General features: G+C 58.1%; 17 protein-coding genes and 1 pseudogene. 8 read left to right on the forward strand and 10 right to left on the reverse strand.

What is annotated here, in order from left to right:
- Positions 1 to 118: 118 nt before the first annotated feature.
- Positions 119 to 1,132 (reverse strand): aldo/keto reductase, encoded by a 1,014-nt coding sequence (locus KGB03_RS21295; RefSeq protein WP_218538875.1) that lies wholly within the window; start codon positions 1,130 to 1,132, stop codon positions 119 to 121.
- A gap of 214 nt (positions 1,133 to 1,346) precedes the next feature.
- The gene (locus tag KGB03_RS21300; protein WP_223528771.1) at positions 1,347 to 2,657 is read right to left on the reverse strand and encodes an MFS transporter; all 1,311 of its coding nucleotides are present in this window, start codon (positions 2,655 to 2,657) and stop codon (positions 1,347 to 1,349) included.
- A 169-nt stretch (positions 2,658 to 2,826) separates the two neighbouring features.
- On the opposite strand from KGB03_RS21300, the gene KGB03_RS21305 reads away from it, so the two are divergent.
- The 4 genes and pseudogenes from KGB03_RS21305 to KGB03_RS31420 all read left to right on the forward strand — a co-directional run bounded on the left by KGB03_RS21305 (position 2,827) and on the right by KGB03_RS31420 (position 7,337).
- Entirely contained in the window at positions 2,827 to 3,954 is a 1,128-nt protein-coding gene (locus KGB03_RS21305; protein ID WP_223528774.1) for a sugar diacid recognition domain-containing protein, read from the forward strand.
- 212 nt (positions 3,955 to 4,166) lie between these two features.
- Entirely contained in the window at positions 4,167 to 5,309 is a 1,143-nt protein-coding gene (locus KGB03_RS21310) for a glycerate kinase (protein WP_223528776.1), read from the forward strand.
- 402 nt (positions 5,310 to 5,711) lie between these two features.
- Positions 5,712 to 6,479: pseudogene (locus tag KGB03_RS31415) on the forward strand (MCP four helix bundle domain-containing protein); the annotation flags it as partial.
- Positions 6,474 to 7,337, forward strand: coding sequence for a methyl-accepting chemotaxis protein (locus tag KGB03_RS31420; RefSeq protein WP_371922171.1), 864 nt, complete (start codon positions 6,474 to 6,476; stop codon positions 7,335 to 7,337). The pseudogene KGB03_RS31415 and the gene KGB03_RS31420, both read left to right, overlap by 6 nt.
- Before the next feature lie 116 nt (positions 7,338 to 7,453).
- On the opposite strand, the gene KGB03_RS21320 is transcribed toward KGB03_RS31420, so the two are convergent.
- Positions 7,454 to 8,185: a hypothetical protein gene (locus KGB03_RS21320; RefSeq protein ID WP_218538870.1), complete on the reverse strand. Its 732-nt coding sequence runs from the start codon at positions 8,183 to 8,185 to the stop codon at positions 7,454 to 7,456.
- A gap of 244 nt (positions 8,186 to 8,429) precedes the next feature.
- Here KGB03_RS21320 and KGB03_RS21325 point away from each other — a divergent pair, with 244 nt between their 5' ends.
- Positions 8,430 to 9,617 (forward strand): pyridoxal phosphate-dependent aminotransferase, encoded by a 1,188-nt coding sequence (locus KGB03_RS21325; protein WP_218538869.1) that lies wholly within the window; start codon positions 8,430 to 8,432, stop codon positions 9,615 to 9,617.
- A gap of 120 nt (positions 9,618 to 9,737) precedes the next feature.
- Here KGB03_RS21325 and KGB03_RS21330 read toward each other — a convergent pair whose 3' ends face one another.
- From KGB03_RS21330 to KGB03_RS21350, 5 genes are all read right to left on the reverse strand, one after another.
- On the reverse strand, positions 9,738 to 10,715 hold the full coding sequence (locus tag KGB03_RS21330; RefSeq protein WP_223528779.1) for an NAD(P)-dependent oxidoreductase: 978 nt from the start codon (positions 10,713 to 10,715) through the stop codon (positions 9,738 to 9,740).
- Between the two features lie 21 nt (positions 10,716 to 10,736).
- A complete protein-coding gene (locus tag KGB03_RS21335; RefSeq protein WP_223528782.1) occupies positions 10,737 to 12,035 on the reverse strand; it encodes an MFS transporter in 1,299 nt (432 codons plus the stop codon).
- 45 nt (positions 12,036 to 12,080) lie between these two features.
- A complete protein-coding gene (locus tag KGB03_RS21340; RefSeq protein ID WP_223528785.1) occupies positions 12,081 to 13,145 on the reverse strand; it encodes a sugar kinase in 1,065 nt (354 codons plus the stop codon).
- Positions 13,138 to 13,920, reverse strand: coding sequence for a sugar phosphate isomerase/epimerase family protein (locus tag KGB03_RS21345; RefSeq protein WP_223528788.1), 783 nt, complete (start codon positions 13,918 to 13,920; stop codon positions 13,138 to 13,140). Before KGB03_RS21345 ends, KGB03_RS21340 begins: the two co-directional genes overlap by 8 nt.
- A gap of 156 nt (positions 13,921 to 14,076) precedes the next feature.
- Positions 14,077 to 15,102 (reverse strand): LacI family DNA-binding transcriptional regulator, encoded by a 1,026-nt coding sequence (locus KGB03_RS21350; protein ID WP_317851241.1) that lies wholly within the window; start codon positions 15,100 to 15,102, stop codon positions 14,077 to 14,079.
- Between the two features lie 236 nt (positions 15,103 to 15,338).
- Between KGB03_RS21350 and KGB03_RS21355 the strand changes: the two genes are divergently transcribed.
- The 3 genes from KGB03_RS21355 to KGB03_RS21365 all read left to right on the forward strand — a co-directional run bounded on the left by KGB03_RS21355 (position 15,339) and on the right by KGB03_RS21365 (position 21,401).
- Positions 15,339 to 16,214: a hypothetical protein gene (locus KGB03_RS21355; protein WP_223528791.1), complete on the forward strand. Its 876-nt coding sequence runs from the start codon at positions 15,339 to 15,341 to the stop codon at positions 16,212 to 16,214.
- Positions 16,215 to 16,527: 313 nt separating this feature from the next.
- Entirely contained in the window at positions 16,528 to 18,690 is a 2,163-nt protein-coding gene (locus KGB03_RS21360) for a hypothetical protein (protein ID WP_223528793.1), read from the forward strand.
- A gap of 341 nt (positions 18,691 to 19,031) precedes the next feature.
- Positions 19,032 to 21,401 carry an autotransporter outer membrane beta-barrel domain-containing protein gene (locus KGB03_RS21365; protein ID WP_223528796.1) on the forward strand — a complete coding sequence of 790 codons (2,370 nt, stop codon included), beginning with the start codon at positions 19,032 to 19,034 and terminating at the stop codon, positions 21,399 to 21,401.
- A 157-nt stretch (positions 21,402 to 21,558) separates the two neighbouring features.
- On the opposite strand, the gene KGB03_RS21370 is transcribed toward KGB03_RS21365, so the two are convergent.
- Positions 21,559 to 21,984, reverse strand: coding sequence for a hypothetical protein (locus tag KGB03_RS21370; RefSeq protein ID WP_223528799.1), 426 nt, complete (start codon positions 21,982 to 21,984; stop codon positions 21,559 to 21,561).
- A gap of 328 nt (positions 21,985 to 22,312) precedes the next feature.
- On the reverse strand, positions 22,313 to 22,937 hold a 625-nt coding region (locus tag KGB03_RS21375; protein WP_223528802.1), incomplete at its 5' end, for a DUF1345 domain-containing protein.

A 22,937-nucleotide genomic window follows, 5' to 3' on the forward strand; every position in this document is an offset into this window, starting at 1 on the left:
TTATTTGGATGACCCACCGCTTTCGCGAGCAGGCTCGCTCCCACCTTGATCTGCGCCGAACACAAAATCTGCATCCGCCACGAATCCCCTGTGGGAGCGAGCCTGCTCGCGATCAATCTCAAGCCAGACGCGGTTTGCGCCCCGACACAAAGTGGCTCACATCATTAAACCCCGGTGTCGACGCATGCCCAGGCACCACCAGCGAATCAATGAACGCTTCATCCTCAGGCGTAATCTTCACCGCTTGAGCCTTGGTGTAGGCATCCCATTGTTCTTCGGTCCGCGGCCCTACGATGGCCGAGGTGACGGCGCTGTTGTTCAGCACCCAGGCGATGGCGAATTCGACGATGCCCACGCCGCGACCCTGGGTGTACTGCTGGATCTGCTGAGCAATGCGCAGGGATTCAACGCGCCATTCGGTTTCCAGAATGCGTTTGTCTGCGCGGCCGGCGCGGCTGTTGGCATCCGGCTTCACGTCCGGCGCGTATTTACCGCTGAGCACACCACGCGCCAGCGGACTGTACGGCACCACGCCCAGGCCATAGTTTTGCGCGGCGGTGATCTGCTCGGTTTCCGCCTGACGGTTGACGATGTTGTACAGCGGCTGACTGATCACCGGCCGGTCGACGCCTAGTTGATCAGCGATGCGAATCACTTCAGCGATGCGCCAGCCACGGTAGTTCGACAAACCCCAATAGCGAATCTTGCCCTGGCGGATCAAATCGCCGATGGCCGACACCGTCACTTCCAACGGTGTGTTGTGGTCTTCGCGGTGCAGGTAATAGATGTCGAGATAGTCAGTGCCCAGACGCGTCAGGCTGGCGTCGATGCCATTGAACAGGTGCTTGCGGCTCAGACCGCTGCGGTTTGGAACGCCGTCCACCGGGCCGAAACCGACCTTGGTCGCCAGCACCCATTCGTGGCGGTTGCCGGCAATCGCTTCGCCGACGATCTCTTCGGAGCGGCCGTTGGTGTAAACGTCTGCGGTGTCGATGAAATTGATGCCCTGGTCCCAGGCCTTGTCGATGATCCGCAGGGAATCTTCGGTGCTGGTCTGTTCGCCGAACATCATGGTGCCCAGGGTCAGGGTGGAAACCTGTAAACCCGAATGACCCAGCGTGCGATAGCTCATGACGAAATCCTTTTACCGGTGGGAGAAAGGCTCAATCAAATACCAGAACGACTGCCCAGAGCAAACGCAAATCTCAAACACCCGGTGCCGATCGTTCCCACGCTCTGCGTGGGAATGCCTCAAGGGACGCTCCGCGTTCCAGCTCTGGAAAGGGACGCAGAGCGTCCCGGGCTGCATTCCCACGCAGAGCGTGGGAACGATCAGTTGCCGGTGATCAGACGCGAAGCGTACGGGTCATGCGCAGCGCCAACAAACTCCCGCAAACAATCACGCCCGCCAGCAGGTAAAGCGCGGCATCGGTCGACCCGGTGCTGTCCTTGACCCAACCCACTAGATACGGACTCAGGAACCCGGCCATCTGCCCCATGGAGTTGATCAGCGCCAAACCACCTGCCGCAGCGCCCGCGCTCAGCAGCGCAGTCGGCACCGGCCAGAACATCGGCAGGCCGGTGAGGGCGCCCATGGTGGCGATGGTCAGGCCGAGGATGGCAATGGCCGGCGTAGTCGCAAAGTTCACAGCGATCAGCAAACCCACCGCGCCCATCAGCATCGGCACCACCAAGTGCCAGCGGCGTTCTTTGCGCAGGTCCGCCGAGCGGCCGACCATCAACATGAACAGCGCCGCCAGCAGGTACGGAATCGCACTGAGCCAGCCGATCACCAGGTTATCGCTGAAGCCCAGGTTCTTGATGATCGACGGTAGCCAGAAGTTGATCGCGTAGACGCCGCTCTGGATGCAGAAATAGATCAGACCGAAGGCCCAGATCGCCGGGTTCTTGAACACGGCCAGCAGCGAGTCGGTGGTGGTTTTCGGTTTGTTGGCCAGATCGATAGCGTGGTCGGCTTCCAGCACCGAGCGCTCGAACGGCGTGAGCCATTTGGCGTTGGCGTAACTGTCGCTGAGCAGGAAGTAGGCGAGAGCGCCGAGGATCACCGTCGGAATGCCTTGCAGCAGGAACATCCACTGCCAGCCCGCCAAACCTGCCTGGCCTGCGCCAAAGTGATTGAGAATCCAGCCGGAAAACGGGCTGCCGAGCAGGCCGGACACCGGGATCGCCGACATGAACAGCGCCATGATGCGGCCACGGCGGAAGGTCGGAAACCACTGCGAGAGATAAAGCACCACACCTGGGAAGAACCCGGCTTCGGCCGCGCCGGTGAACAGGCGCAGGGTGTAGAACTCGGTCGGGGTGGTGACGAACAGCAGGCAGGTCGAGAGCGAGCCCCAGACGATCATCATCAGCGCGATCCAGCGGCGCGGGCCGAATTTGGTCAGGGCCAGGTTGCTGGGGACGCCGCACAACACGTAGCCGATAAAGAAGATCCCGGCCCCGAGGCCGTACACGGTTTCGCTGAACTTCAGCGCGTCGAGCATCTGCAGCTTGGCAAATCCAACGTTCACCCGGTCGAGGTAGTTGAACAGGTAGCAGATGAAGATGAAGGGGATCAAACGCAGGGTAATGCGCTTGTAGACGGCATTTTTTTCGTCAACGATGGCCTGGGTAGCGGCGGCGCTCTGTGACATGGCGGGCTCTCTCTTTATTATGATTTTTTGCGATGCAAGGGTAACGTTGACCGCCCGGTGAGTCTCGGCCACCGTCTGGGTCATTGTCTTTGTGCCTGAGCACATGGTTTGCAACCAAGGCCTGTGCGGGTGAACAATCCGCTCCATCACGCTTTCAAGGATCCGCGCTATGTTCGAACTCGATCACGACCTGGCCCAGGACATCGTCGACCGGGCGATGGCCATCCTGCCGTACAACGTCAACGTCATGGACAGCCAGGGCCTGATTCTTGGCAGCGGCGAGCCGGAGCGGGTCAACACCCGGCATGAAGGTGCGCAACTGGTGCTGGCCAACGGGCGAGTCGTGGAGATCGACGCCCAAACGGCGATTCATTTGAAAGGCGTGCAACCGGGTATCAACCTGCCGTTGTTGCTCGATCAGCGCTTGATTGGCGTGCTGGGCATCACCGGTGAACCCGAGCAATTGCGCACCTACGCCGAACTGGTGCGGATGACCGCCGAGATGCTGGTCGCCCAGCGCAATCAGCAGGCCGAACAGCAATGGCGGCGCCAGCGATGCGACGATCTGCTGGCGCTGCTGCTCAGCGAGGCCGGGGATTCGCCGCGGTTGATCGACGAAGCGCAGCAGCTGGGGCTCAAGCCGCAGATGACGCGGGTGCCGTACCTGTTCGAGTTTGGGATGGAACACGGTCCGGGGCAAACTGTCGAGGCGCTCAGCGCCTGGCTGACCTCGCGCTACCCGGACAGTTGGTGCATGAGTTCGGCCAAGTCATCGTTGCTCTGGTGCCGACCGGCGGCGCAGGCGATCGAGAATGATCGGCTGCTGGAAAAACTCGACGGCCTCGGCTGGAACATTCTGCGCATCGCCGTGGGCGGGCAGGCGGATGGATTGTCCGGGCTGCGTCGTTGCTATCGACGCGTGGGCGATTTGCTGGCCTATGGGCGATTGGTGTTGCCGCATTCCCGTTTGCTGACGCTCAACCGTTATCGGTTGCCGGTGATGCTCTGGCGGCACCGCAACGACGACGCGTTGGACGAGTTGCTCAAACCGCTGCGCAAAGTCATCGCCAAGGATGGCAACGGCCAACTGCTGGCGACCCTGCGCAGCTGGTGCGATCACGATGGTCAGAGCCAGGCTTGCGCCGATGCGCTGGGCATCCATCGCAACAGTTTGCGTTACCGGATGGAGCGGATTGCCGAGCTCAGCGGTGTTGATCCGCTAAAGCTGGACGGGATGCTTGCGCTCTATCTCGGCGTCCAGCTCCTACCCCAGACTGACGCGCCCACAACTCTGTAGGCGCATGGCTTGCCGGCGATGGCGATGGCGAGTCCGAGGACGTCATCGCGAGCTTGCTCGCGATAGCGGACGATCAGTCAACTCGGAGCTAGATTTGAAAACACGGACTTTGTGGAAATGAACAATAAACGCCACACCGGCTTGTGCAGCGGACCGGCGTTATTGTTCTTGCCTGCTGGCAGCATGGAACGCATTGGAACTGGAGAATTCGCATGAAAATCGTCATCGCCCCCGATTCGTTCAAGGACAGCCTGAGTGCCCAGGGTGTGGCTGACGCCATTGCTCTGGGGTTGGCGCAGGTGTGGCCCGATGCGCTCCTGGTCAAATGCCCGATGGCGGACGGCGGGGAGGGGACCGTCGAGTCCATTCTGGCGGCGTGCGAGGGCGAACTGCGCCGCACCCAAGTCCGTGGGCCGCTCGGCGCAACGGTTGAGGCCGCCTGGGGCTGGCTGCCCCAGAGCCACACCGCGATCATCGAAATGGCCGAGGCCAGTGGCTTGCAACTGGTTCCGCCGGGCAAGCGTGATGCCTGCATCAGCAGTACATTCGGCACCGGCGAGTTGATCCGCGCGGCGCTCGATGCCGGGGCGCAACGGGTCATTCTGGCGATTGGCGGCAGCGCCACCAACGACGGCGGGGCGGGTGCGATGCAAGCCTTGGGCGTCAAACTGCTGGACGCCCAGGGGCAAATACTGTCACCGGGCGGCTTGGCCCTCGCGCAACTGGCGCGAATCGACATGAGTGAAATCGATCCGCGTCTGGCCGAGGTGCAATTCGACATCGCCGCCGACGTCAACAATCCACTGTGCGGCCCTCACGGTGCCTCAGCGATTTTCGGCCCGCAAAAAGGCGCGTCGCCCGAGCAAGTCCAGCAACTGGATCGCGCGCTCGGGCACTTTGCCGAACGGTGCGCTCAGGTCCTGAACAAAGATGTACGTGACGAACCGGGTAGCGGTGCGGCAGGCGGCCTGGGGTTTGCTGCCAAGGCGTTTCTGGGGGCTCAGTTCAAGGCCGGGGTCGAAGTGGTCGCTGAACTGGTCGGCCTGGACGATGCGGTCGAAGGCGCCGACCTGGTGATCACCGGTGAAGGTCGTTTCGACGCTCAGACCCTGCGTGGCAAGACGCCGTTTGGTGTGGCGCGTATTGCTCGGCAGCACGGCGTGCCGGTGATCGTCCTCGCCGGAACACTGGGTGAGGGGTATCAGGCGCTGTACGAACATGGCATCGATGCCGCGTTTGCCTTGGCCAGTGGACCGATGACACTGGAACAGGCGTGTGCCGAGGCACCGCGGTTGTTGCGGGAACGGGCGAGTGATGTTGCGCGGGTTTGGAGAGTGGCCGCTCGCAAAACCTGACGCCCCCACGATTCTGTAGCAGTTGCGTTGTGGCGAGGGGATTTAGCGAAACGTCGCACCGCCCCGTTCGGCGGCGAAGCCGTCGTAATCCATTGGACGGTATGGCTGGAAAAACAGGGGCCGCTTCGCTGCCCAACGGGGCGGTGCGACGTTTCGCTAAATCCCCTCGCCACAAGGCAGCTGCTACGTATCGCTCGGGTGTTTCACCGCTGAAACACTCGCAACCTCCTGAAATTTATTTCTCAACGCCCCGCAAAAATCCTCATCTCCGGCCGATACAGCCAATAGGCCCACACAAACCTATTCCAACAGTGGCGCCAAACTGAACGCGCGTGCGCCGCCGCCCGCCATTTCAGCGATCACGCAAGGATGCTCGTAGCCCCATCACCCGAGAATCATCCTATGTCACTGCGTAATCTGAATATCGCGCCTCGAGCTTTCCTGGGTTTTGCCTTCATTGCCTTGCTCGTCATCGTGCTGGGTGTGTTTGCCGTGAACCGCATGACGAGCATCCACCAAGCCTCCATCGACATGGAAACCACGCAGCTGCCCAGCGTCGGGTTTCTCGGCAACCTGACGGAAAACGTACTGCGCATGCGCATTCTCTCGTTCCGGGTGTTGGTCAATCGTGATCCAGCCGCGTTGCAGGAAGCCCAGACGCGTATCGGCGTGCTGGTCGACAAGGTTCGCAGCGCACAATCGAGTTATGCCGCGTTGTCGGCCTCACCGGAAGAAGCTGCGCTGTACAAGACGTTCACGGCCACGCTGGACAGCTACATGCAAGCCCAGAATCAGATGCTGGAGCTGTCGCGACAGAACAAGCTTGATGAAATGCGCACGCTGATCAACACCCGGATCAAGGAAGGTACGGACCAGATGGGCGAGCAGTTGAACAAACTGGTGGCGCTGAATAGTTCCGATGCGAAAACCGCATCGGCCACAGCGGGCGAGCAGTACCGCAGCGCCATTACCGGCATCATCGCCGTGGCGGTCATCGCGGCGCTGATGACCGTGCTGCTGGCCTGGTTGCTGACCCGCAGCATCGTCACACCGCTGAACCGTGCGTTGCTGGCGGCGCAAACCATTGCCGGCGGCAACCTGACTAACGTCATCGAGGTCGACGGCACTGACGAACCGGCCCGCTTGCTCGGTGCCTTGTCCGCGATGCAGGCCAGCCTGCGCAAAACCATCGAACAAATCGCCGGTTCTGCCACCCAGCTGGGTGCCGCCGCTGAAGAACTCAGCACGGTCACCCAGGAAGCGTCCCGCGGTCTGCAACAGCAGACCAACGAGATCGAACAGGCTGCCACCGCGGTCAACGAAATGACCGCCGCCGTGGAAGAAGTGGCTCGCAACGCGGTGTCGACGTCCGAAGCCTCGAACCAGTCGACCCAGGCCGCCCGCGAAGGTCGTGACCGTGTGGTGGAAACTGTTGGCGCGATCCAGACCATGACCCACGATGTGCAAAACACCTCGGTGATGATTGAAGGCCTGGCCGCTCAGGGGCGCGACATCGGCAAGGTGCTGGACGTGATCCGCGCCATCGCCGAGCAAACCAACCTGCTCGCACTGAACGCCGCCATCGAAGCCGCCCGTGCCGGTGAAGCCGGACGCGGTTTTGCGGTGGTGGCCGACGAGGTCCGGGCGCTGGCCCATCGCACCGCGCAATCGACCCAGGAAATCGAAAAAATGGTCGCCGGCATCCAGAACGGCACCGGCCAAGCGGTCTCCTCAATGCAACAAAGCAATCAACGCACCCAAAGCACCCTGGAAATGGCCCGCGCCGCTGGTGTGGCGCTGGAGCAGATCACTCAGTCGATCCAATTGATCAACGAGCGCAACCTGGTGATCGCCAGCGCGTCCGAAGAACAGGCCCAGGTGTCCCGCGAGGTCGATCGCAACCTGGTGAACATTCGCGACCTCGCTACCCAGTCTGCCGCCGGTGCCAATCAGACCAGCGCCGCGACGCACGAACTGTCGCGCCTGGCCGTGGATTTAAATGCCATGGTGGCGCGTTTCGTGATTTGAAGGCCTAAAGCTGGAGCGACTCAACGCTCCAGCTTTAGTGGAACAGTAGCGGTATAAGCTGGAAGAAATGAAAGAGTGCTGTTAGTTCTACAAGGCTCTCTACAACCGTTTTGTTTTTACATTCCACTCACTCTGATTGGCTGATACCGAGAATTGCGTCCTTCGTTACCGGCGCGGTCGTTCAGCGAATAGAACGCGAAGTGGTCTCCATCGCCTTTCGCACGAATAATGTCCCCTTTGAGTTTGAAAACCGTGTCGGAAGCTGAGTCATGGACGGATATCTGCAGACCATTATTTTCGGTCGCAGCGCCAAAATAGAACGTGATGACGTCGCACGGCCGTTGACCTAAATAACGTGCGATGGTGACTTCCACCTCGTCGTTGTGTGCTGCCAGGTATTCGGGAGTGATGGTGCGATCAATCAAATCCTGTGGAAACAAAGGCAATGGGCCAGGATTACCTAAGTTTGGTGGAGTCCTGTCGACGGTGAAGGTGTTGAGGTGCGACACGTACTCATTTCCTCCTATATCTAACTTATAGTGGACTTCGTATTCGCCCTCCTGCGAAAAAAGCTGGGGTGCAATTTCTGCGGTATAGGGGAACAGGCCGGGGTTGATTGGTGGTTCGAAATAGTATTCTGTGACTGGCAGGGTTTGCCCATTCCAGCCTAACCAGAGTGTCAGAAATGCGGGAGATTCCAGCTCTTGCCAGGTGGGAATGGCCACTTTAAGCGGGTCGAAAAGCAATGCCCTTGGCAGCAGATTATTTTCACTACCTGGAAAATTGGGCAATGCTCCAATAATTTCGGGGCGCGCCAGTTCAAGGACTCCATCATTCAAATTCGACATGTCGATGCTCCATCGTTAGGTGGTTTTCGGCAGGAAACTGCATCGGGAAAACGAAATTCCTGACGTCATTGAGCCGCCCGATAACACCCTGGTCTACTGTCAGATCTGTCAGGTAGACGGCCCACGAGAATGCAGCCACATTAGTGGGTTTTACACCGCGAGCTGCGGGTGATGCCAAATAGCTGGCGCGTTTCGTGATTTGAGATAGGGTTGTGGCTTGGAACCTGCGCGACTGGAGAATTACATGCGCTATTCAGCCTTGACCAAACGAATTGCCGGTGACGGCGCTGCGGCCTGGCAGATTCATGACCGAGCACTTGAATTAATTGAGCAGGGTGTTGATGTGCTGCTGCTATCGATCGGCGATCCCGACTTCGATACGCCGCAGCCCATCGTTCAGGCGTGCATCGATAGCTTGTTGGCCGGTGACACCCACTACCCGTCAGTACGTGGCAGTCGGGGGTTACGCGACAGCATTGCCAACCGCCATCGACGTCGCAGTGGTCAAGCGGTGGAGGCCGATCATGTGATCGTGCTGCCGGGTGCGCAGTGTGCGGTGTATTCGGTCGCGCAGTGCCTGCTCGACCCGGGCGATGAAGTGATCGTCGCCGAGCCGATGTACGTGACCTATGAAGGCGTGTTCGGTGCCTGCGCGGCCAAAGTAGTGCCGGTGGCGGTACGTCCCGAGAACGGCTTTCGGGTCGATCCGGCGGATGTCGCGGCGCTGATCACACCCAAGACCCGCGCCATTTTGCTCAACAGTCCGAACAATCCTTCCGGCGCCAGTTTGCCGCTGATGGTCTGGCAGGAACTGGCATCGCTGTGTGTTCGTCACGACCTGTGGCTGATCAGCGACGAGGTCTACAGCGATCTGTTGTACGAAGGCGTGCACATCAGCCCGGCGAGCCTGCCGGGCATGGCTGAGCGCACGGCGACCATTAATAGCCTGTCCAAATCCCACGCCATGAGCGGTTGGCGCGTGGGCTGGGTGATCGGGCCGAAACCTTTGGCCGAACACTTGGTGCACCTGTCGTTGTGCATGCTGTTTGGCATTCCGGATTTCATTCAGAACGCTGCGCAATTGGCGCTGGATGAGGACCTGCCGGAAGTGGCGCAGATGCGCGAGGAGTATCGCCAGCGTCGCGACCTGGTGTGCGCGCGTCTGAGGGATTGCCCGGGCATCCGGCCGATCCGGCCTGATGGCGGGATGTTCGTGATGATCGATGTACGCCAGACCGGGTTGTGTGCCCAGGGTTTTGCCGAGCGGCTGCTGGAAGGTTATGGCGTGTCGGTGCTGGCGGGTGAAGCGTTCGGCCCGAGTGCGGCGGGGCATATTCGACTGGGGTTGGTGGTGGATCAGCTGAAGCTGGCGGATGCGTGTCGGCGGATTGCGTTGTGTGCGGCGGACTTGCTGGAAGCGCGTCGGGCCTGAAAGTCTGTATTGCCATTGCCGGCCTCTTCGCGAGCGAGCTCCCACAGGGATCTCTGGCGTTCACAAAACCCTGTGGGAGCGGGCTTGCCCGCGAAGGCTGCCTGACAGGCGCCGAATTTCTTAAGCCTTCCACGCCCCGACATTCACCAGATTCTTCGGCCGCTTACCCGCCAGCGCCGCCAGCAGATTATCCACCGCGCACGTGGCCATCGCCTCCCGCGTTTCATGCGTCGCCGAGCCAATGTGCGGCGTCGCCACCACGTTGTTCAGCTGCAACAGCGGAGAGTCAGTGTTCAGCGGTTCACGCTCGAACACATCCAGCCCCGCAGCGCGAATCTGCCCCTCACCCAAGGCCCGGATCAGTGCTGCCTCGTCCACCACCTTGCCCCGTGAAATGTTGATGAAGATGGTTTCTGGGCGCATCAGAGCGAATTGCTCTGCGCCGATCAGCCCTTCGGTTTCAGCGGTCAGCGGCAAAGTCAGACAAACGAAATCCGCCTGCTGCAACAGCTCCGGCAAGCTGCGGTATTGCGCATTGAACCGCTGCTCCACCGCCGGTTTCGGCGAGTGGCTGTGGTAAATCACCGGCATGCCAAACCCGAAATGCCCACGCTGGGCCAGCGCCTCACCGATCCGTCCCATGCCAATGATGCCCAGGGTTTTACCGTGTACATCGGTACCGAACTGCGCGGGACCGATATTGCGCTTCCACTGACCGGCGCGAACCATGTTCGCCAGTTCCACCACGCGCCGGGCGGTCGCCAGGATCAGCGCGAAACCGGTATCGGCCGTGGTTTCGGTGAGCACGTCCGGGGTGTTGCTGAGCAGGATCCGTCGTTCGGTCAAGTAGTCGATGTCGTAGTTGTCGACCCCCACGGAGACGCTGGCGATGGCTTCCAGATCAGGTGCCAGATCCAATAATCCGGCATCCAGTTTCAGGCTCGCACCGAGCAACCCATGGGCGCGGGGCAGGGCCTCGCGCAGCGCTGCCAAGCCGTCGGCATTGAGGTTGTCGATCAGCGTCACCTCGGTCTGCTCGTGCAGGCGAGCCATCAGCAGCGGCGAGAGTTTCTTGTACAGCACAACCTGCTTTTTCATCGTCATCATCTCAACTTCAATTCAGGAATGAGCGGCCGTAGACCGTTGCACAGCGGCCTTGGCCACGACCCGGTCACTGGCGCCGGGCTTGAGGAAAATTGTCAGAACCACCGAGAGCATCAACGCGCCGCTCATCAACAGATAAGAAGCACCCGGCGAGCCGGTGGAGCTGTTCAGGTAACCGACCAGATACGAACCACCAAACGAACCGAGCGCGCCCATGCTGTTGATCAGCGCCATGGCACCCCCGGCCACGTTGGCTGGAAGGATTTCCGGAATGATTGCGAAGAACGGACCGTAAGGCGCGTACATGCAGGCGCCAGCGATCACCAGCAGGGTGTAGGACCACCAGAAGTGTTCAGCGCCCAAGGCGTAGGAGCCATAGAAAGCAATCGAGGCGATCAGCAGCGGCGGCCAGACGAAGCGTTTGCGCTTCTGCATTTTGTCCGAGCCCCAGGACACCAGCAGCATGCCAATCACCGCCGCCAGATACGGCAGCGCCGAGAGCCAGCCGGCTTCGATCATGTCCATTTGCGCGCCAGCCTTGAGGATCGACGGCAGCCACAACACGAAGCCATAGACGCCGATGCTCCAGCAGAAAAACTGCAAGGCCAGGATGATCACCTTGGGCGAACGGAAGGCTTCGGCGTAGTTCTTCACCGCTTTGATGCCCACCTGTTCGGCGGCCAGGGCGCTTTGCAGATCGTGCTTTTCCTGGTCGCTCAGCCACTTGGCCTGGGCGGGACGGTCATCGGCCAGACGCCACCAGATAAACGCCCAGAGCACCGCCGGCAAACCTTCGATGATGAACATCCAGCGCCAGCTGTAATGCTGCACCAAATACCCCGAGACCACCGACATCCAGAGCATGGTCACCGGGTTGCCGAGGATCAGGAAAGTGTTGGCGCGCGAGCGTTCGGCACGGGTGAACCAGTGGCACAGATAGATCAGCATCGCCGGCATCACTGCCGCTTCGACCACCCCGAGCATGAAGCGAATCACGATCAACCAATAGGCGTTGGAGACGATCCCGGTCAACGTGGCCAGGCCACCCCAGAAAATCAGGCTGACGAAAATTAGCTTCTTGACGCTGTGCTTCTGGGCGTAGATCGCGCCCGGCACCTGGAAGAAGAAGTAGCCAAGGAAGAACAGTGCGCCGAGCATCGACGACAGGCCCGGTGTGATCATCAGGTCGGCGGCCATCCCGGAGGCGGCGGCGAACCCGTAGTTGGCGCGGTCCAGGTACGCCAGGCTGTAGGTGATGAATACGATCGGCATGATGTACCACCAGCGGCGGGCGGCGAGTGTTGCGGTTTTCATAGTGGTGCTCCTGAGCTTGTTGTTTTTGTCGCAGCAGGTAACGGGTTAAATCTTCAGGGATTGTGCGGGCCTCTTCGCGAGCAAGCCCGCTCCCACATTTGAATCTGTGTCATACACAGAATGGGAGGGCGAATCCGATTGAATGTGGGAGCGGGCTTGCTCGCGAATGGCGGCCTCAAATTCGGCGGACATCTCAAGTCGATTGGGCAACCCCTCCATATCCCCACGGCTCTGCACCGCGCGGCTGCCAATCCAGTTGGCACGCTTCACGGCGTCGGCAAAGCTGTGGTTTTCCAGCAGGGCACTGATCATGCCAACGGCAAAACCATCGCCGGCACCGACGGTGTCGACCACCGTTTTCACCGGCACGCCCGCCACGAAACCCTGGTCCAGATGGGTGCGGTAATACGCACCGTGCGGGCCCAGTTTGATCGCCACGGCTTCGGCGCCTTGGTCGAGGTAGAACGCTGCGATGTCGGCCGGGTCTTCGAAACCGGTCAGCAAACGGCCTTCACTCAACCCCGGCAGCACCCAATGGGCGAGGGCGGCGAGACGGTTGATCTCGCTAATCATCTGTTGTTCGCTGGCCCACAGGCTTGGGCGCAGGTTCGGGTCGAAAGACACGCTGCGCCCGGCATTGCGCATGCGGGTCATCAATTCGAAAGACATTTCCCGAGCCGTTTCGGACAGCGCCGGGGGAATGCCAGTGGCATGCAAGTGCCGGGCGTTCAGTAACTCAGGCGCGATCGACTGCCGCGACAGGTGACTCGCCGCCGACCCACGGCGGAAGTACTCGACCACCGGATCGCTGCCGTCGTCGGTGCGCGACTTGAGCTGAAAACCGGTGGGGTGCGCGGTGTCGAGGGCGACGTTACTGCAATCCAGACCTTCCTTTTCCAGGGTGTCGATCACGAACCGTCCCAGAGAATCAGCGCCCACCCGGCTCAACCAGGCCACGTTGAAGCCCAACCGCGACAAGCCAATCGCGACATTGCTGTCGGCCCCGGCAATGCGTTTGTGGAAGTGGCCGACGTCGGCCAAATCACCGTTCTGCTCGGCGACGAACATGGCCATGGTTTCGCCGAACGACAGGATATCGATCTCAGACATGAGCGCTCTCCAACCGGGTTTGACCGAGGCGGGCGAGGGTGGCGACGTGCTCGGTGGTCAGCTGCACCAGGTCGTCGCCTTGCAGCGGATATTCCGCCGCCCGCATCACGCCTTGGGCCATGTGCCGCAGCAGTTGCTCCCACAGATACAGGTCACTGACGGCCGGCGGTATGGCGACCAGTTTGCCGTCCGCCCGGCGCGTCACGGCTTTGCAGTGCACATAACCGACGTGGCGACCGAGCAACCGCGCGGCGCTGGCGGCGGACTGGTCTTGCCAATGCCAGTTACCGATGTCGAAGGTCATTTTGACCGGCAGCTTATGTTGCTCTATTTCAGTGAAAAAGCGCTGGAACGGTTCGATGCGGCCGCTGTGCAAGGTTTGATCGTTCTCCACCAGCAACTGCACCGCACTTTTGCCTAGTACGCGGGACAAGGCCTGGAGGTCGCTGTTGTCGGTGAAATAACCCAGGGACACTTTCAGCCATTTGGCACCGAATGCCTGGGCGCGCTGGAGCGCAGAGATCAGTTCGGGATTGGGTTTTGACTGGCCGGCCAGCCACAACTCCATCGGCGAGGAATACACGCTTTCGAGGCCTTGGGCCTGCGTGGCATCGGCCAGTTGCGCGGGGTCTTCGACGGTCAGCAGTTCTTCGCGCCATTCGATGCGCGTGGCGCCCGCGGCGGCCAATACGTCGATGAAGCTGCCTTGGCCGCGTTGGCGAACAAGGTCGGCGCCGTAGCTCGACAGGCTGATGGAAACGGGTGGTTTATTCATTGTTGTATACCTCTGAAACCGGTTTCATTTTTATTCAAAAAAATAGTGATGATGTTTTGTGGTGAATTTACCGGCCTCATCGCGAGCAAGCCCGCTCCCACCTTGGAACGCGGTGCACTTGTGGGAGCGGGCTTGCTCGCGAAGAGGCCGGTCCAGTCACCGAGAATGTCCATCGGTCGACCCCCGCACAATCAACCGCGCCGAAAAATCCAGGGTCCGCACCGGCCCGTCATCACCACGCAAACGCTTGAGCAAACACTCAAACGCACTGGCGCCAATTTCAGCCGTCGGCTGGGCGAGGGCGGTGATCCCGCTACCCACCAGCGGATACCAATCCAGATCATCGAGGGCGATCAGGCCGACATCCTCGAAAAGATTGCACTTCAGTTCACGCAACGAATGGGTGGTGGCCAGCGCGGCGATACCGTTGGCGCAGAACAGCGCTTTCGGACCGGGGCCGGGTGTTTCGAGGAAGGTTTTCAAACGTGTGCTCAGATCGCTGCCGGTCTCGGCGATGGTCCCTTGAAGCGTCGGACGCTGCTCGATCTGCGCCTTGAAACTGCTGACCCGCTCGATCCGCGAACTGGTGCCGTCATAGGGTTCTGTGACCAGCAGCACATCGCGATAGCCGCGTTCTTGCAAATGAGCGAGGGCCATTTCAACGGCGGCCGGATTGTCCAGGCCGACCAGATCACTCTCCAGCTGCTCGACCTTGCGATCCACCAGCACCAGCGGCATTTCCCGGTGCAGTTCACGTAACTCGTCGCGGTGATGGCCGAGGGTGTTCACGATCAAGCCTTCGATGTTGTACGAGCGCAACAACGCCAGGTGCTGACGCTCTTGCTCGTCATCGCGATCGGTGTTGCACACCACCAGGCTGTAGCCGTGCTGACGGCAGGCGGTTTCCACCCCGTGCATCACGGCAATCGAATAAGGGTTACGGATATCGGCCACCAGCATGCCGATCAGGCGAGTGCGCCCGCGCTTCAAGCCGCGGGCCATCTGGTTCGGGCGATAGCCCAGTTCCGCAATCGCCTGCTCGATGCGCAGGGCTATGGCATCGGAGAGCAGGGCGCGGTCATCGCCGATGAAGCGCGAGACGCTGGCCTTGGAGACGCCGGCGTGTTCGGCGACGTCGAGCATGGTCACGCGGCTGCGTTGGGCGGCGGAGAAATCGTTCAAAAGGTTGACCTTTCTATTGGAGTTATTAGGCTCGAGCATACTGCGCTGAAACCGGTTTCAGGAAACTCCATTAAGGGTCGTACGTCAAGCAAGTCGTGCCGCGATCGATGGAGCGAAGCGTTGTTATTCCGACGAGCGGTCGCGCTACCTGTCAAATGTGACAGTAGGCGGCAATGAGATAAGCGGGTCTAATTTGTTCCATGCGCACCCAATTACTCTGAACCGGGGAACAACAAATGGCTTCTACAACAAATACCGGAATTGGTTTGTTCGCCCGAGCGTTCACTGTGGAGGGCGTAGATCCAAACGACCCGACGGCGCAGTTGCCGCCTGATGCATCGACCAAAGGCGTGTACCTGAACATTCCCATGTGGGAGGGGCCATCCGTCTGTATTGGTAAAAGCGACTTGTTGGAAATCTGGGTGCTGGAGCCGGGTGTACTGCTTGAAAGGCTTTTCTATAGCAACCTTTTTCCTGTCCCGGTAACAATCCCCGCGCGGTTCCATCTGCCGGCACAGTACCTGCAACGTGAAGGTGAGATCAGCCTGCGGTATCGGGTGACGTTAGGAGAAAACGGGAACCCGGATACAGCGTTGCCACAACGGTTCACGTTGAAGCGCCAGGTGCCGATCAATTTGGCTAAACCGGTGTTCCCCAGCGCAACACTCTGGGGGTACTTCAAATGCTGTTCAGTGCCGCGAATGTGGGACGAAGTAAAAGTGCGCGTTCCAGCGCAACCCGGCCGGTTTTCCGAAGATGATGAGTGCATCCTGGATTGGGAGGGTTTCTACACACTGAACGGCGTTAGAGCAATCCCCGGTACTGCGGGCCGGTTTGTAAAGAAGCTGACTAAACAGGATGCCGACTCCCCCATCGGTTTCGATTTTGTTTTGGGGGCGGACAAATTTGAACGATACATCGCACCAATGGGCAAGATAGAGATAAAGACAGATGGCAAGGCAGGCACGACAGGTTCGGCGTCGGCACGTTACACACTTTATCGCGGTGGAACTGCGATGGGCCAATCCGATGTAGGTTGGGCTAAGTTTGACCGGGTTGTTCCAGGTGAAATCTTTCATTGTGATCGTGAACATGACACCTGTAAAAGATAGGCATGTTAAAGAATCGGAAAATGTTGTTTGGATGTAAGTGAGTTGAATGTTTGAAGTTTTGATAGGTTTTATAGGCCGTAAACCCTGATTGACGCTGCAACTAAGCGTTGTCGAAGCATGTCGCTTCAAAGTAAATCAGGTGAGTTGTAATTGGTAGATGTTTTAACGCTTGTCCCGTACGTCTTGTGCCGCTTCAAAGCCGGATTTTTTGCACTTGCAGTGCATGAAACATGCAGCTGTTGTCGCGAAGCTCTCCGCCGGCTCAATAAGTAAGCGCAAGTCAATAATCAACGCTTGGCTGGAGTCTCTGAAAATGAACGTAAAGGCAAATATGGGCGGTGGCATTTTGGCTGTGGCACCGGTGATTGACGGTTTGACCGCCGACGGCAGGTTTACGTATGAGCAATTGAGGGTGACGAGAACGTTTACCGTACGTGTGACAACACTTACGGACCCGAACAGTACATCGGTGGAACTTCATTTTTTCGCTACTTTACCCACGTCCGTAAACTTCGATGACGCCAACAAATCCAGCCGGGTCGGGAAAGCCATGTTGAGGGCCGATCAGCCAGGAGGTGTCTGGCCGACAAACATTGAATTTACAGTCAGCCTCGATGATCGGGTCGGTGATAAATCCGATAGCCTGACCCTTGGGGCATTGATGTTGGATCACTACCATGCAACAGGCGGCTACGCGCCCTATTACTTCGGGTTTGCGGTCTATGACGAGTTCGAAAACCCGGATACAACGCCCGTGGCCAACCTTGCCCGTCCGCTGGTGGACCTTACTGCCCCATATCAGGTCCAGCCGGAGCGGGCCAAGCTGCGGCCTGCACTGGTGACAGTGCCCAATGTGATCATCAACGACGCCTGGCTCGCCGACCCTGCCAATGCCGGTGGTTTGAACGTGACCGTTCCCACCGCCTACACCAAGTTTGAAGCCGGTGTGGACGTCATCAACTTCTACATTTCGACGCGATTGACTTTTGCACTGATGCAAGGTGAGCCGCCGGCATTCAGCGGCGTATTACCTGCCAGTGGCATTATCAATATCCCGCTGGCCTTCCTGCGCGGGCTGCCCGAGGGGGAGCACTATTACGCTTATAACCTTCGGGACCTGCCGGGCAATATCAGCCACAACTCGCAAATTACTAACATTTTCTCGGTGGTCAAAGCCCCCGCCCCTGTTCTGAGGCCAGCAAGAATTCCAATCACAGGCGCTGACGGCCTTACGCCGATTACCTTCGCGGCCGTAAGAGATCCTGCGCCTAGCCGCGTGGTGATGGAAATTGAGTTTCCGCTCCATTCGTTAGAGGGGGACAGGATTATTCCGTCCCTGAGTTCAATCCACGATACTGTCTTTCTGCCGGAGCAGTCTATTCCGCCGGATGGAACCCTTGGCCCTCTGCGCTTTGTTTTGGAGTATGAAACCGACCTGGCGCCGCTTTTTGGCGACGCCAATGGCACTGATGATGTATCGATCGACTATGGGTACGAGTTGGTGCGGTCAACGATTCCAGTACCCCCTGTTTCTCCGCTGGCAACAGCGACTGTTGATTTCACCTATGCCGGTCCAGAGCAACCCAACCTGCCCGGTGAGGACAACCTCAATATCCTTCCAGTCGTGGTCCAAGGCGCGGGAACGCCAGCACCCACCCCCAACACACTGGGGCCACAGCAAGCCCTTTTGGACGCCACGATGACTTGGCCGCTTTGGCCCACGGACCCGGCCCGGCCGGTGACCGGGCGTGAGATTGTCACGTTCTACTATCAAGGCAAACAGGTCGGAGCACCCATCCCGGTACGAGCTGGCGACACTGCAGTCACTACCACTCTGCCGTGGGAGACGATTCAGACAGAGAAAAACGGAACTGGCGTGAACGCCCGAAAAGCCTATGTGACGGTCGGGTTCCCTGGCGGTGCCAATCCAATGAAACAAGCGATTGATACCAATGTTGATGTCACGGCTATTGTCATTAACTTGCCTGCGCCGCAAATGATTATTTCAGGCTTCGGCACGACACCGGAGCGCGTGGGGACCGTGCTCAATTGTCCGAGCCTGAATCATCAATTGACAGTGGGGCCGCCAGCAACTTATCTCCCCCGGGCCCTGCGGATCAGAGTCAGACGCGATACCAATATTCCCACCGGCGCGATGGTCAATCTGCGATTTGAGGGGCAGACAACTAACACCGTGGGAGCTCCGGTAATTCCCAATACTCTGATCGAAGCGTCGTTGCCGATGCCGGCGACGGGTGATCTTGAGTTCCGATTAACCAATTACGCAGCCATGCGCGAGATTCAACTGCCTCCAGTGCCACCAGTACCGCCGGAAACCAAGCCGACGCGACCTGCTACTCGTTATGCGCGCATTGCTTATACCGTCAACGGAACGGAGTCTTCGGTGATCGTGCCGGTCGCGCTAATTAACGCCAGCTTTGTGTACTGCGAAGTAGAGCGCCCGGAAGCACCTTGATCGGCATGTCACGTCAGTAATCCTCTCCATATGGGCGTAAGAACTGTCGCCCATATGGAGGGGTTGACGAAATCTCCTACATTGTTTTTTTCGAGTCATCACAACGACTGAGGACTTTTCATACGTCTCGCAGGATTAATCCTACATAACAATGTGCGGATAAACAGTAGGCTGGCGGCCTTTAAATAGTCCGACTCATTAACTTCCTGGGTTGTTGGCTTGTTTGTCTTGGAATGTAATAGAGCGGGAAATTCAGAATGACATTACAGTCAGTTAGTTGTTTGAAACGAAAACACATCAGTCTTTTGGTGTCTTCATCCTTGTTCGCCATGAGTGCGTCAATGACGCAGGCAGCCATTGTTTTACCTGGGGGCAACCAGACACTTGATAACACCACTGCACAGGATTTCTGGCAGCTTGGGGACAACGCCACGCTAACAGGCACGGGGGCTGTCACCTTCGGTTTAACCAGCAGTGCCGGCGGTGTCATCAACCTGACCAACTCGACGGCTACTTCTTCGGGAGAAGGTGGGCTGACCAGAGGTATTGTGTTAACCAATGCCAGTGCGACGCTGAACCATTCAACCGTTATCAGCACCAACGACATCGGTATATCCGCCGTACGCAACGTGGCAGTCCCCAGTGGTTCAACCGTAACGCTAAATAACGGCAGTGTTGTTCGCGGTTTACTGGGTGGTATTGCGGGTAATCGTTTCAGCGAATTAAACCTTAACAACTCCACAGTGCAAGGCACTGGGGCGAACAGTTTCGGTGTACGCCTGCTTGAGGGAACCCTCAATGCCAGCGGCGCCACGATCATCGGTGGCCGGGACGGGTTGACGATTGGTACCGACACACTCCCGACAGCGTTAGTTTCTTCGACGATTACTTTGGACAGCACGCGGCTAGAGGGCTCGACTGGCTCAGCCATTGTTGTGGGTCTGAACAACTCGCTCGTACCGACGTCGGCAAACCTGGTGGTCCGTAATGGCTCGACGCTGATCGCGGGTAACGGCACCCTCGTGGCCATCAACAATCGAGCCACGGCCAACCTGGTGGTGGACAACAGTGCGCTGAGTGGCAATGTGGTGGCCGCTTCTGGAAGTACCGCCAACGTCACGTTGCAAAATAATGCATCGCTGGTCGGTAACTTGCAAAACGTCAGTACCGCGACTCTCAATAATCAGGCGCGTATGACTGGCAATGTTGTGGGTGCATCCAGTCTGATCATCGACAATGCTTCAACACTTGTCGGTGACCTGGAAAGTGTCGCCAGAGTATCGATCAATAACCAAAGCAACATGACCGGCAATGTGACCGCTGCGCCTGGCAGCGTTTCCACGCTGACATTGGATAACCGTTCTGTACTCACTGGGCAGGTCAACAACGTCGCCAGCCTATCGATCAATAATCAGGCCCTGTGGCAGATGACCGACAGTCAGTCGATCAACAGCCTTGCACTCAACGGCGGTCGTGTTGGATTTGGCACTAACGCGCAATATTTCCAACTGAACGTCGCCAATCTGTCTGGAAGCGGTACGTTCGAGATGGGTACTGATTTCTACAGGGGTACCAGCGACCTGTTGAGCGTCACGGGCAGCTCGGCCGGTAGTCACCAGTTGCTGGTCGCCAGCAGCGGCGCTGACCCGGTGGTTGATACACCGATCAAAGTCGTACAAACCCAAGGTGGCAGTGCTCAATTTGGTCTGGCCAATGGTCCGGTTGATGTGGGTGCCTTCACCTATGGTTTGGTCAAGGAAGGCGATGATTGGTATCTGAAGCCAAATAAAGAAGAGGTCAGTACTCCGACGCGTTCGGTATTGGCGATATTTGGCACCGCGCCTACCGTGAGTTACGCAGAAATGGTGTTGTTGAACAACCGCATGGGCGACTTACGGGTCAATGGCGGCCAGACGGGTGGTTGGGCTCGCACATTCGGCAGTAAATACACCATCAGTAACAATGCGTATGGGGATGGCTATACCCAAAACCAATATGGTCTGTCGATTGGTGTCGACACGCCGGTTCAGATCGCTGGCGAGGAAGTATTGCTCGGCGTTTTTGCCGGCTACAGCAAATCCAGCCTGGACTTGAAGCGCGGCAGCTCAGGGGACATCGACAGTACATCGCTGGGTGTTTACGGCACCTGGCTGGGCGACAGCGGTTACTATCTGGATGTATTAGCCAAACTCAATCACTTCCGTAACGAGGCCGACGTTACTATGAGCGATGGCACCAAGACCAAGGGGAACTACAACAATTTCGGCGCCAGTACATCGGTCGAGTTCGGCAAACACATCGAGTTCCAGAACGGTTACTACATCGAACCGTTCACTCAGTGGCAAGCGGCAGCGGCACAAGGAAAAGAATTTAGCCTGGACAATGGGCTGAAGGCGGACGCCGATACCACGCGTTCCTTGCTAGGCAAGGCAGGTGTGACACTGGGACGCGGCATGACGCTGGCCAATGGCAGCAAGTTGCAACCGCATATTCGTGCCGCGGTGGTCCAGGAATTTGTCAAAAATAACGAAGTTCGAGTCAATGACAACCAGTTCAATAATGACCTGTCCGGTACTCGATTCGAAGTAGCCACCGGGGCGTCCTGGACATTAAACGAACGCTGGCAGTTGCATGCGGAACTGGACACCAGCAAAGGAGATAACGTAACCAAAGACTTTGGTGTGAACATGGGGGCACATTTCAGTTTCTGAACCTTGGCGCAGAAACACATAGGCATTACCAGACGCCCGGGCACTGTCTCGGGCGTTTTTACAGGTACGCTGAATGAACTGGACTAAAAAGGCGCGCAGATCATTGGCAGTAAAAAAAGGGAAGCTATGGCTTCCCTTTTTTATTGTGGCTGGGAGCTTACGCCTTCAATACTTGGAAATTACCTTTGATAACAAAGGTCTTGCCATCACTGTCAGGCACTTCGACTTCTACTTTGAAACTACCGGCCATGTTTTTGTCGTCAAGGGGCGGATTGAGGGTGATCTCACCGGCGACGCTTTCATAAATGTTGTCGTCGACTTTCAGACCGAAAGACACTTGGCCATTGTTCTGTACGTTATAAGTCCGGGGCGTAAGGTCGGCGGGAACACTGATATAGATTTCCCGAAGTTTTTTATTTACTCGCTCAATGGCAGTTAGTAACACAACTTCAGTGCTGCCGACTTTGATTTTTTCAATCAGTCGCGAAGTGGCAATAAATTCCGGGAAGTTACTATTGCCCACCGCCAAAGCGGTGACAAAATTTCCTTCAGCAAAGCTGACTCGTTTAACGACTGCGTTCATGGATGCGCTCTCCGTTATTCGTGAAGTAGGTTATCCAAAGTTCGGAAAGGATAGCCTTACTCTGGATGCCCCATAAGAGCGTGCTTTGGGTTTCTTGTAAACTGTCATGCTTGACAGTTTACAAGAGGCTGTATTTGTGAGTGTAAATTGCTCTTGAGTTGTATTGGGGAAGTGATTAACACTGTTATAGCGATGTCGTCTATACCATTAACAGTGGTAGCCAGACTGCACCTAAAGGGAGGACTCCCATCGCTCGGTTGAAATACTTCTGCGCGTGGCTGCCCAAGCACCCAGGGGGCGCGCCATGACTAGAACGTTTGTGCAGGGATCAATTGAACAGTCCCGCTGCGATGTTGATCGAGAACCCCAGAATGGCCGTGTTGAACAGGAAACCGATCAGCGTCTGCGCCAGGACAATCTTGCGCAAATCCCGGGTCGCCACGCCGACATCGGACGTCTGGACTGCCGCGCTGATAGTGAAAGAGAAATACAGGAAGTCCCAGTAGTTGGGCGTTGTCAGACCTTCAGCAAAACGTAGTGCAGGGTCTTTGCCCGCCCAGGTGTAGAACAGACGGGCGTAGTGCACGCTGAAAATCACCCCGATCAGCAGCCATGAACCGATCACGGTCAATGCCGTAAAGCCGTAGTGCAACAGTTTGCGGGTGGTTTCCAGCTCCCTGCTGCCGGCCAGTTCAAAGGCGATGGTCGCCAGGCTCGCTATCGCGGCGATGCTTACAATAAACAGCACCAGCCCGGCATTTTCGTCTTCGACCTCGGCAATGCGTTTCACATCCGGCGCTTTGGCGCGCGCGGTGAGCCAGAGCATCAGGATCAGGTAAGCCCAGACGCCGGCGTTCCAGCCGAAGAGGATTTTGCTGATGATCGAGTCGGCCGGCGCCAGAATGCCCACGGCAATGCCAAGCGTGGCGGCGGAGGAGAGGCGAGGGTGGGTG

Origin of the sequence: Pseudomonas sp. BF-B-26, from assembly GCF_019956495.1 — a bacterium.
Lineage (GTDB): Bacteria > Pseudomonadota > Gammaproteobacteria > Pseudomonadales > Pseudomonadaceae > Aquipseudomonas.

Coding starts and splice junctions, on each gene's coding strand:
- KGB03_RS21295 (WP_218538875.1), bottom strand. CDS start 1,132: ATGAGCTATCGCACGCTGGGTCATTCGGGTTTACAGGTTTCCACCCTG.
- KGB03_RS21345 (WP_223528788.1), bottom strand. CDS start 13,920: ATGAATAAACCACCCGTTTCCATCAGCCTGTCGAGCTACGGCGCCGAC.
- KGB03_RS21305 (WP_223528774.1), top strand. CDS start 2,827: ATGTTCGAACTCGATCACGACCTGGCCCAGGACATCGTCGACCGGGCG.
- KGB03_RS21310 (WP_223528776.1), top strand. CDS start 4,167: ATGAAAATCGTCATCGCCCCCGATTCGTTCAAGGACAGCCTGAGTGCC.
- KGB03_RS21320 (WP_218538870.1), bottom strand. CDS start 8,185: ATGTCGAATTTGAATGATGGAGTCCTTGAACTGGCGCGCCCCGAAATT.
- KGB03_RS21365 (WP_223528796.1), top strand. CDS start 19,032: ATGACGCAGGCAGCCATTGTTTTACCTGGGGGCAACCAGACACTTGAT.
- KGB03_RS21335 (WP_223528782.1), bottom strand. CDS start 12,035: ATGAAAACCGCAACACTCGCCGCCCGCCGCTGGTGGTACATCATGCCG.
- KGB03_RS21370 (WP_223528799.1), bottom strand. CDS start 21,984: ATGAACGCAGTCGTTAAACGAGTCAGCTTTGCTGAAGGAAATTTTGTC.
- KGB03_RS31420 (WP_371922171.1), top strand. CDS start 6,474: ATGCAGGCCAGCCTGCGCAAAACCATCGAACAAATCGCCGGTTCTGCC.
- KGB03_RS21340 (WP_223528785.1), bottom strand. CDS start 13,145: ATGTCTGAGATCGATATCCTGTCGTTCGGCGAAACCATGGCCATGTTC.
- KGB03_RS21355 (WP_223528791.1), top strand. CDS start 15,339: ATGGCTTCTACAACAAATACCGGAATTGGTTTGTTCGCCCGAGCGTTC.
- KGB03_RS21300 (WP_223528771.1), bottom strand. CDS start 2,657: ATGTCACAGAGCGCCGCCGCTACCCAGGCCATCGTTGACGAAAAAAAT.
- KGB03_RS21360 (WP_223528793.1), top strand. CDS start 16,528: ATGAACGTAAAGGCAAATATGGGCGGTGGCATTTTGGCTGTGGCACCG.
- KGB03_RS21325 (WP_218538869.1), top strand. CDS start 8,430: ATGCGCTATTCAGCCTTGACCAAACGAATTGCCGGTGACGGCGCTGCG.
- KGB03_RS21330 (WP_223528779.1), bottom strand. CDS start 10,715: ATGAAAAAGCAGGTTGTGCTGTACAAGAAACTCTCGCCGCTGCTGATG.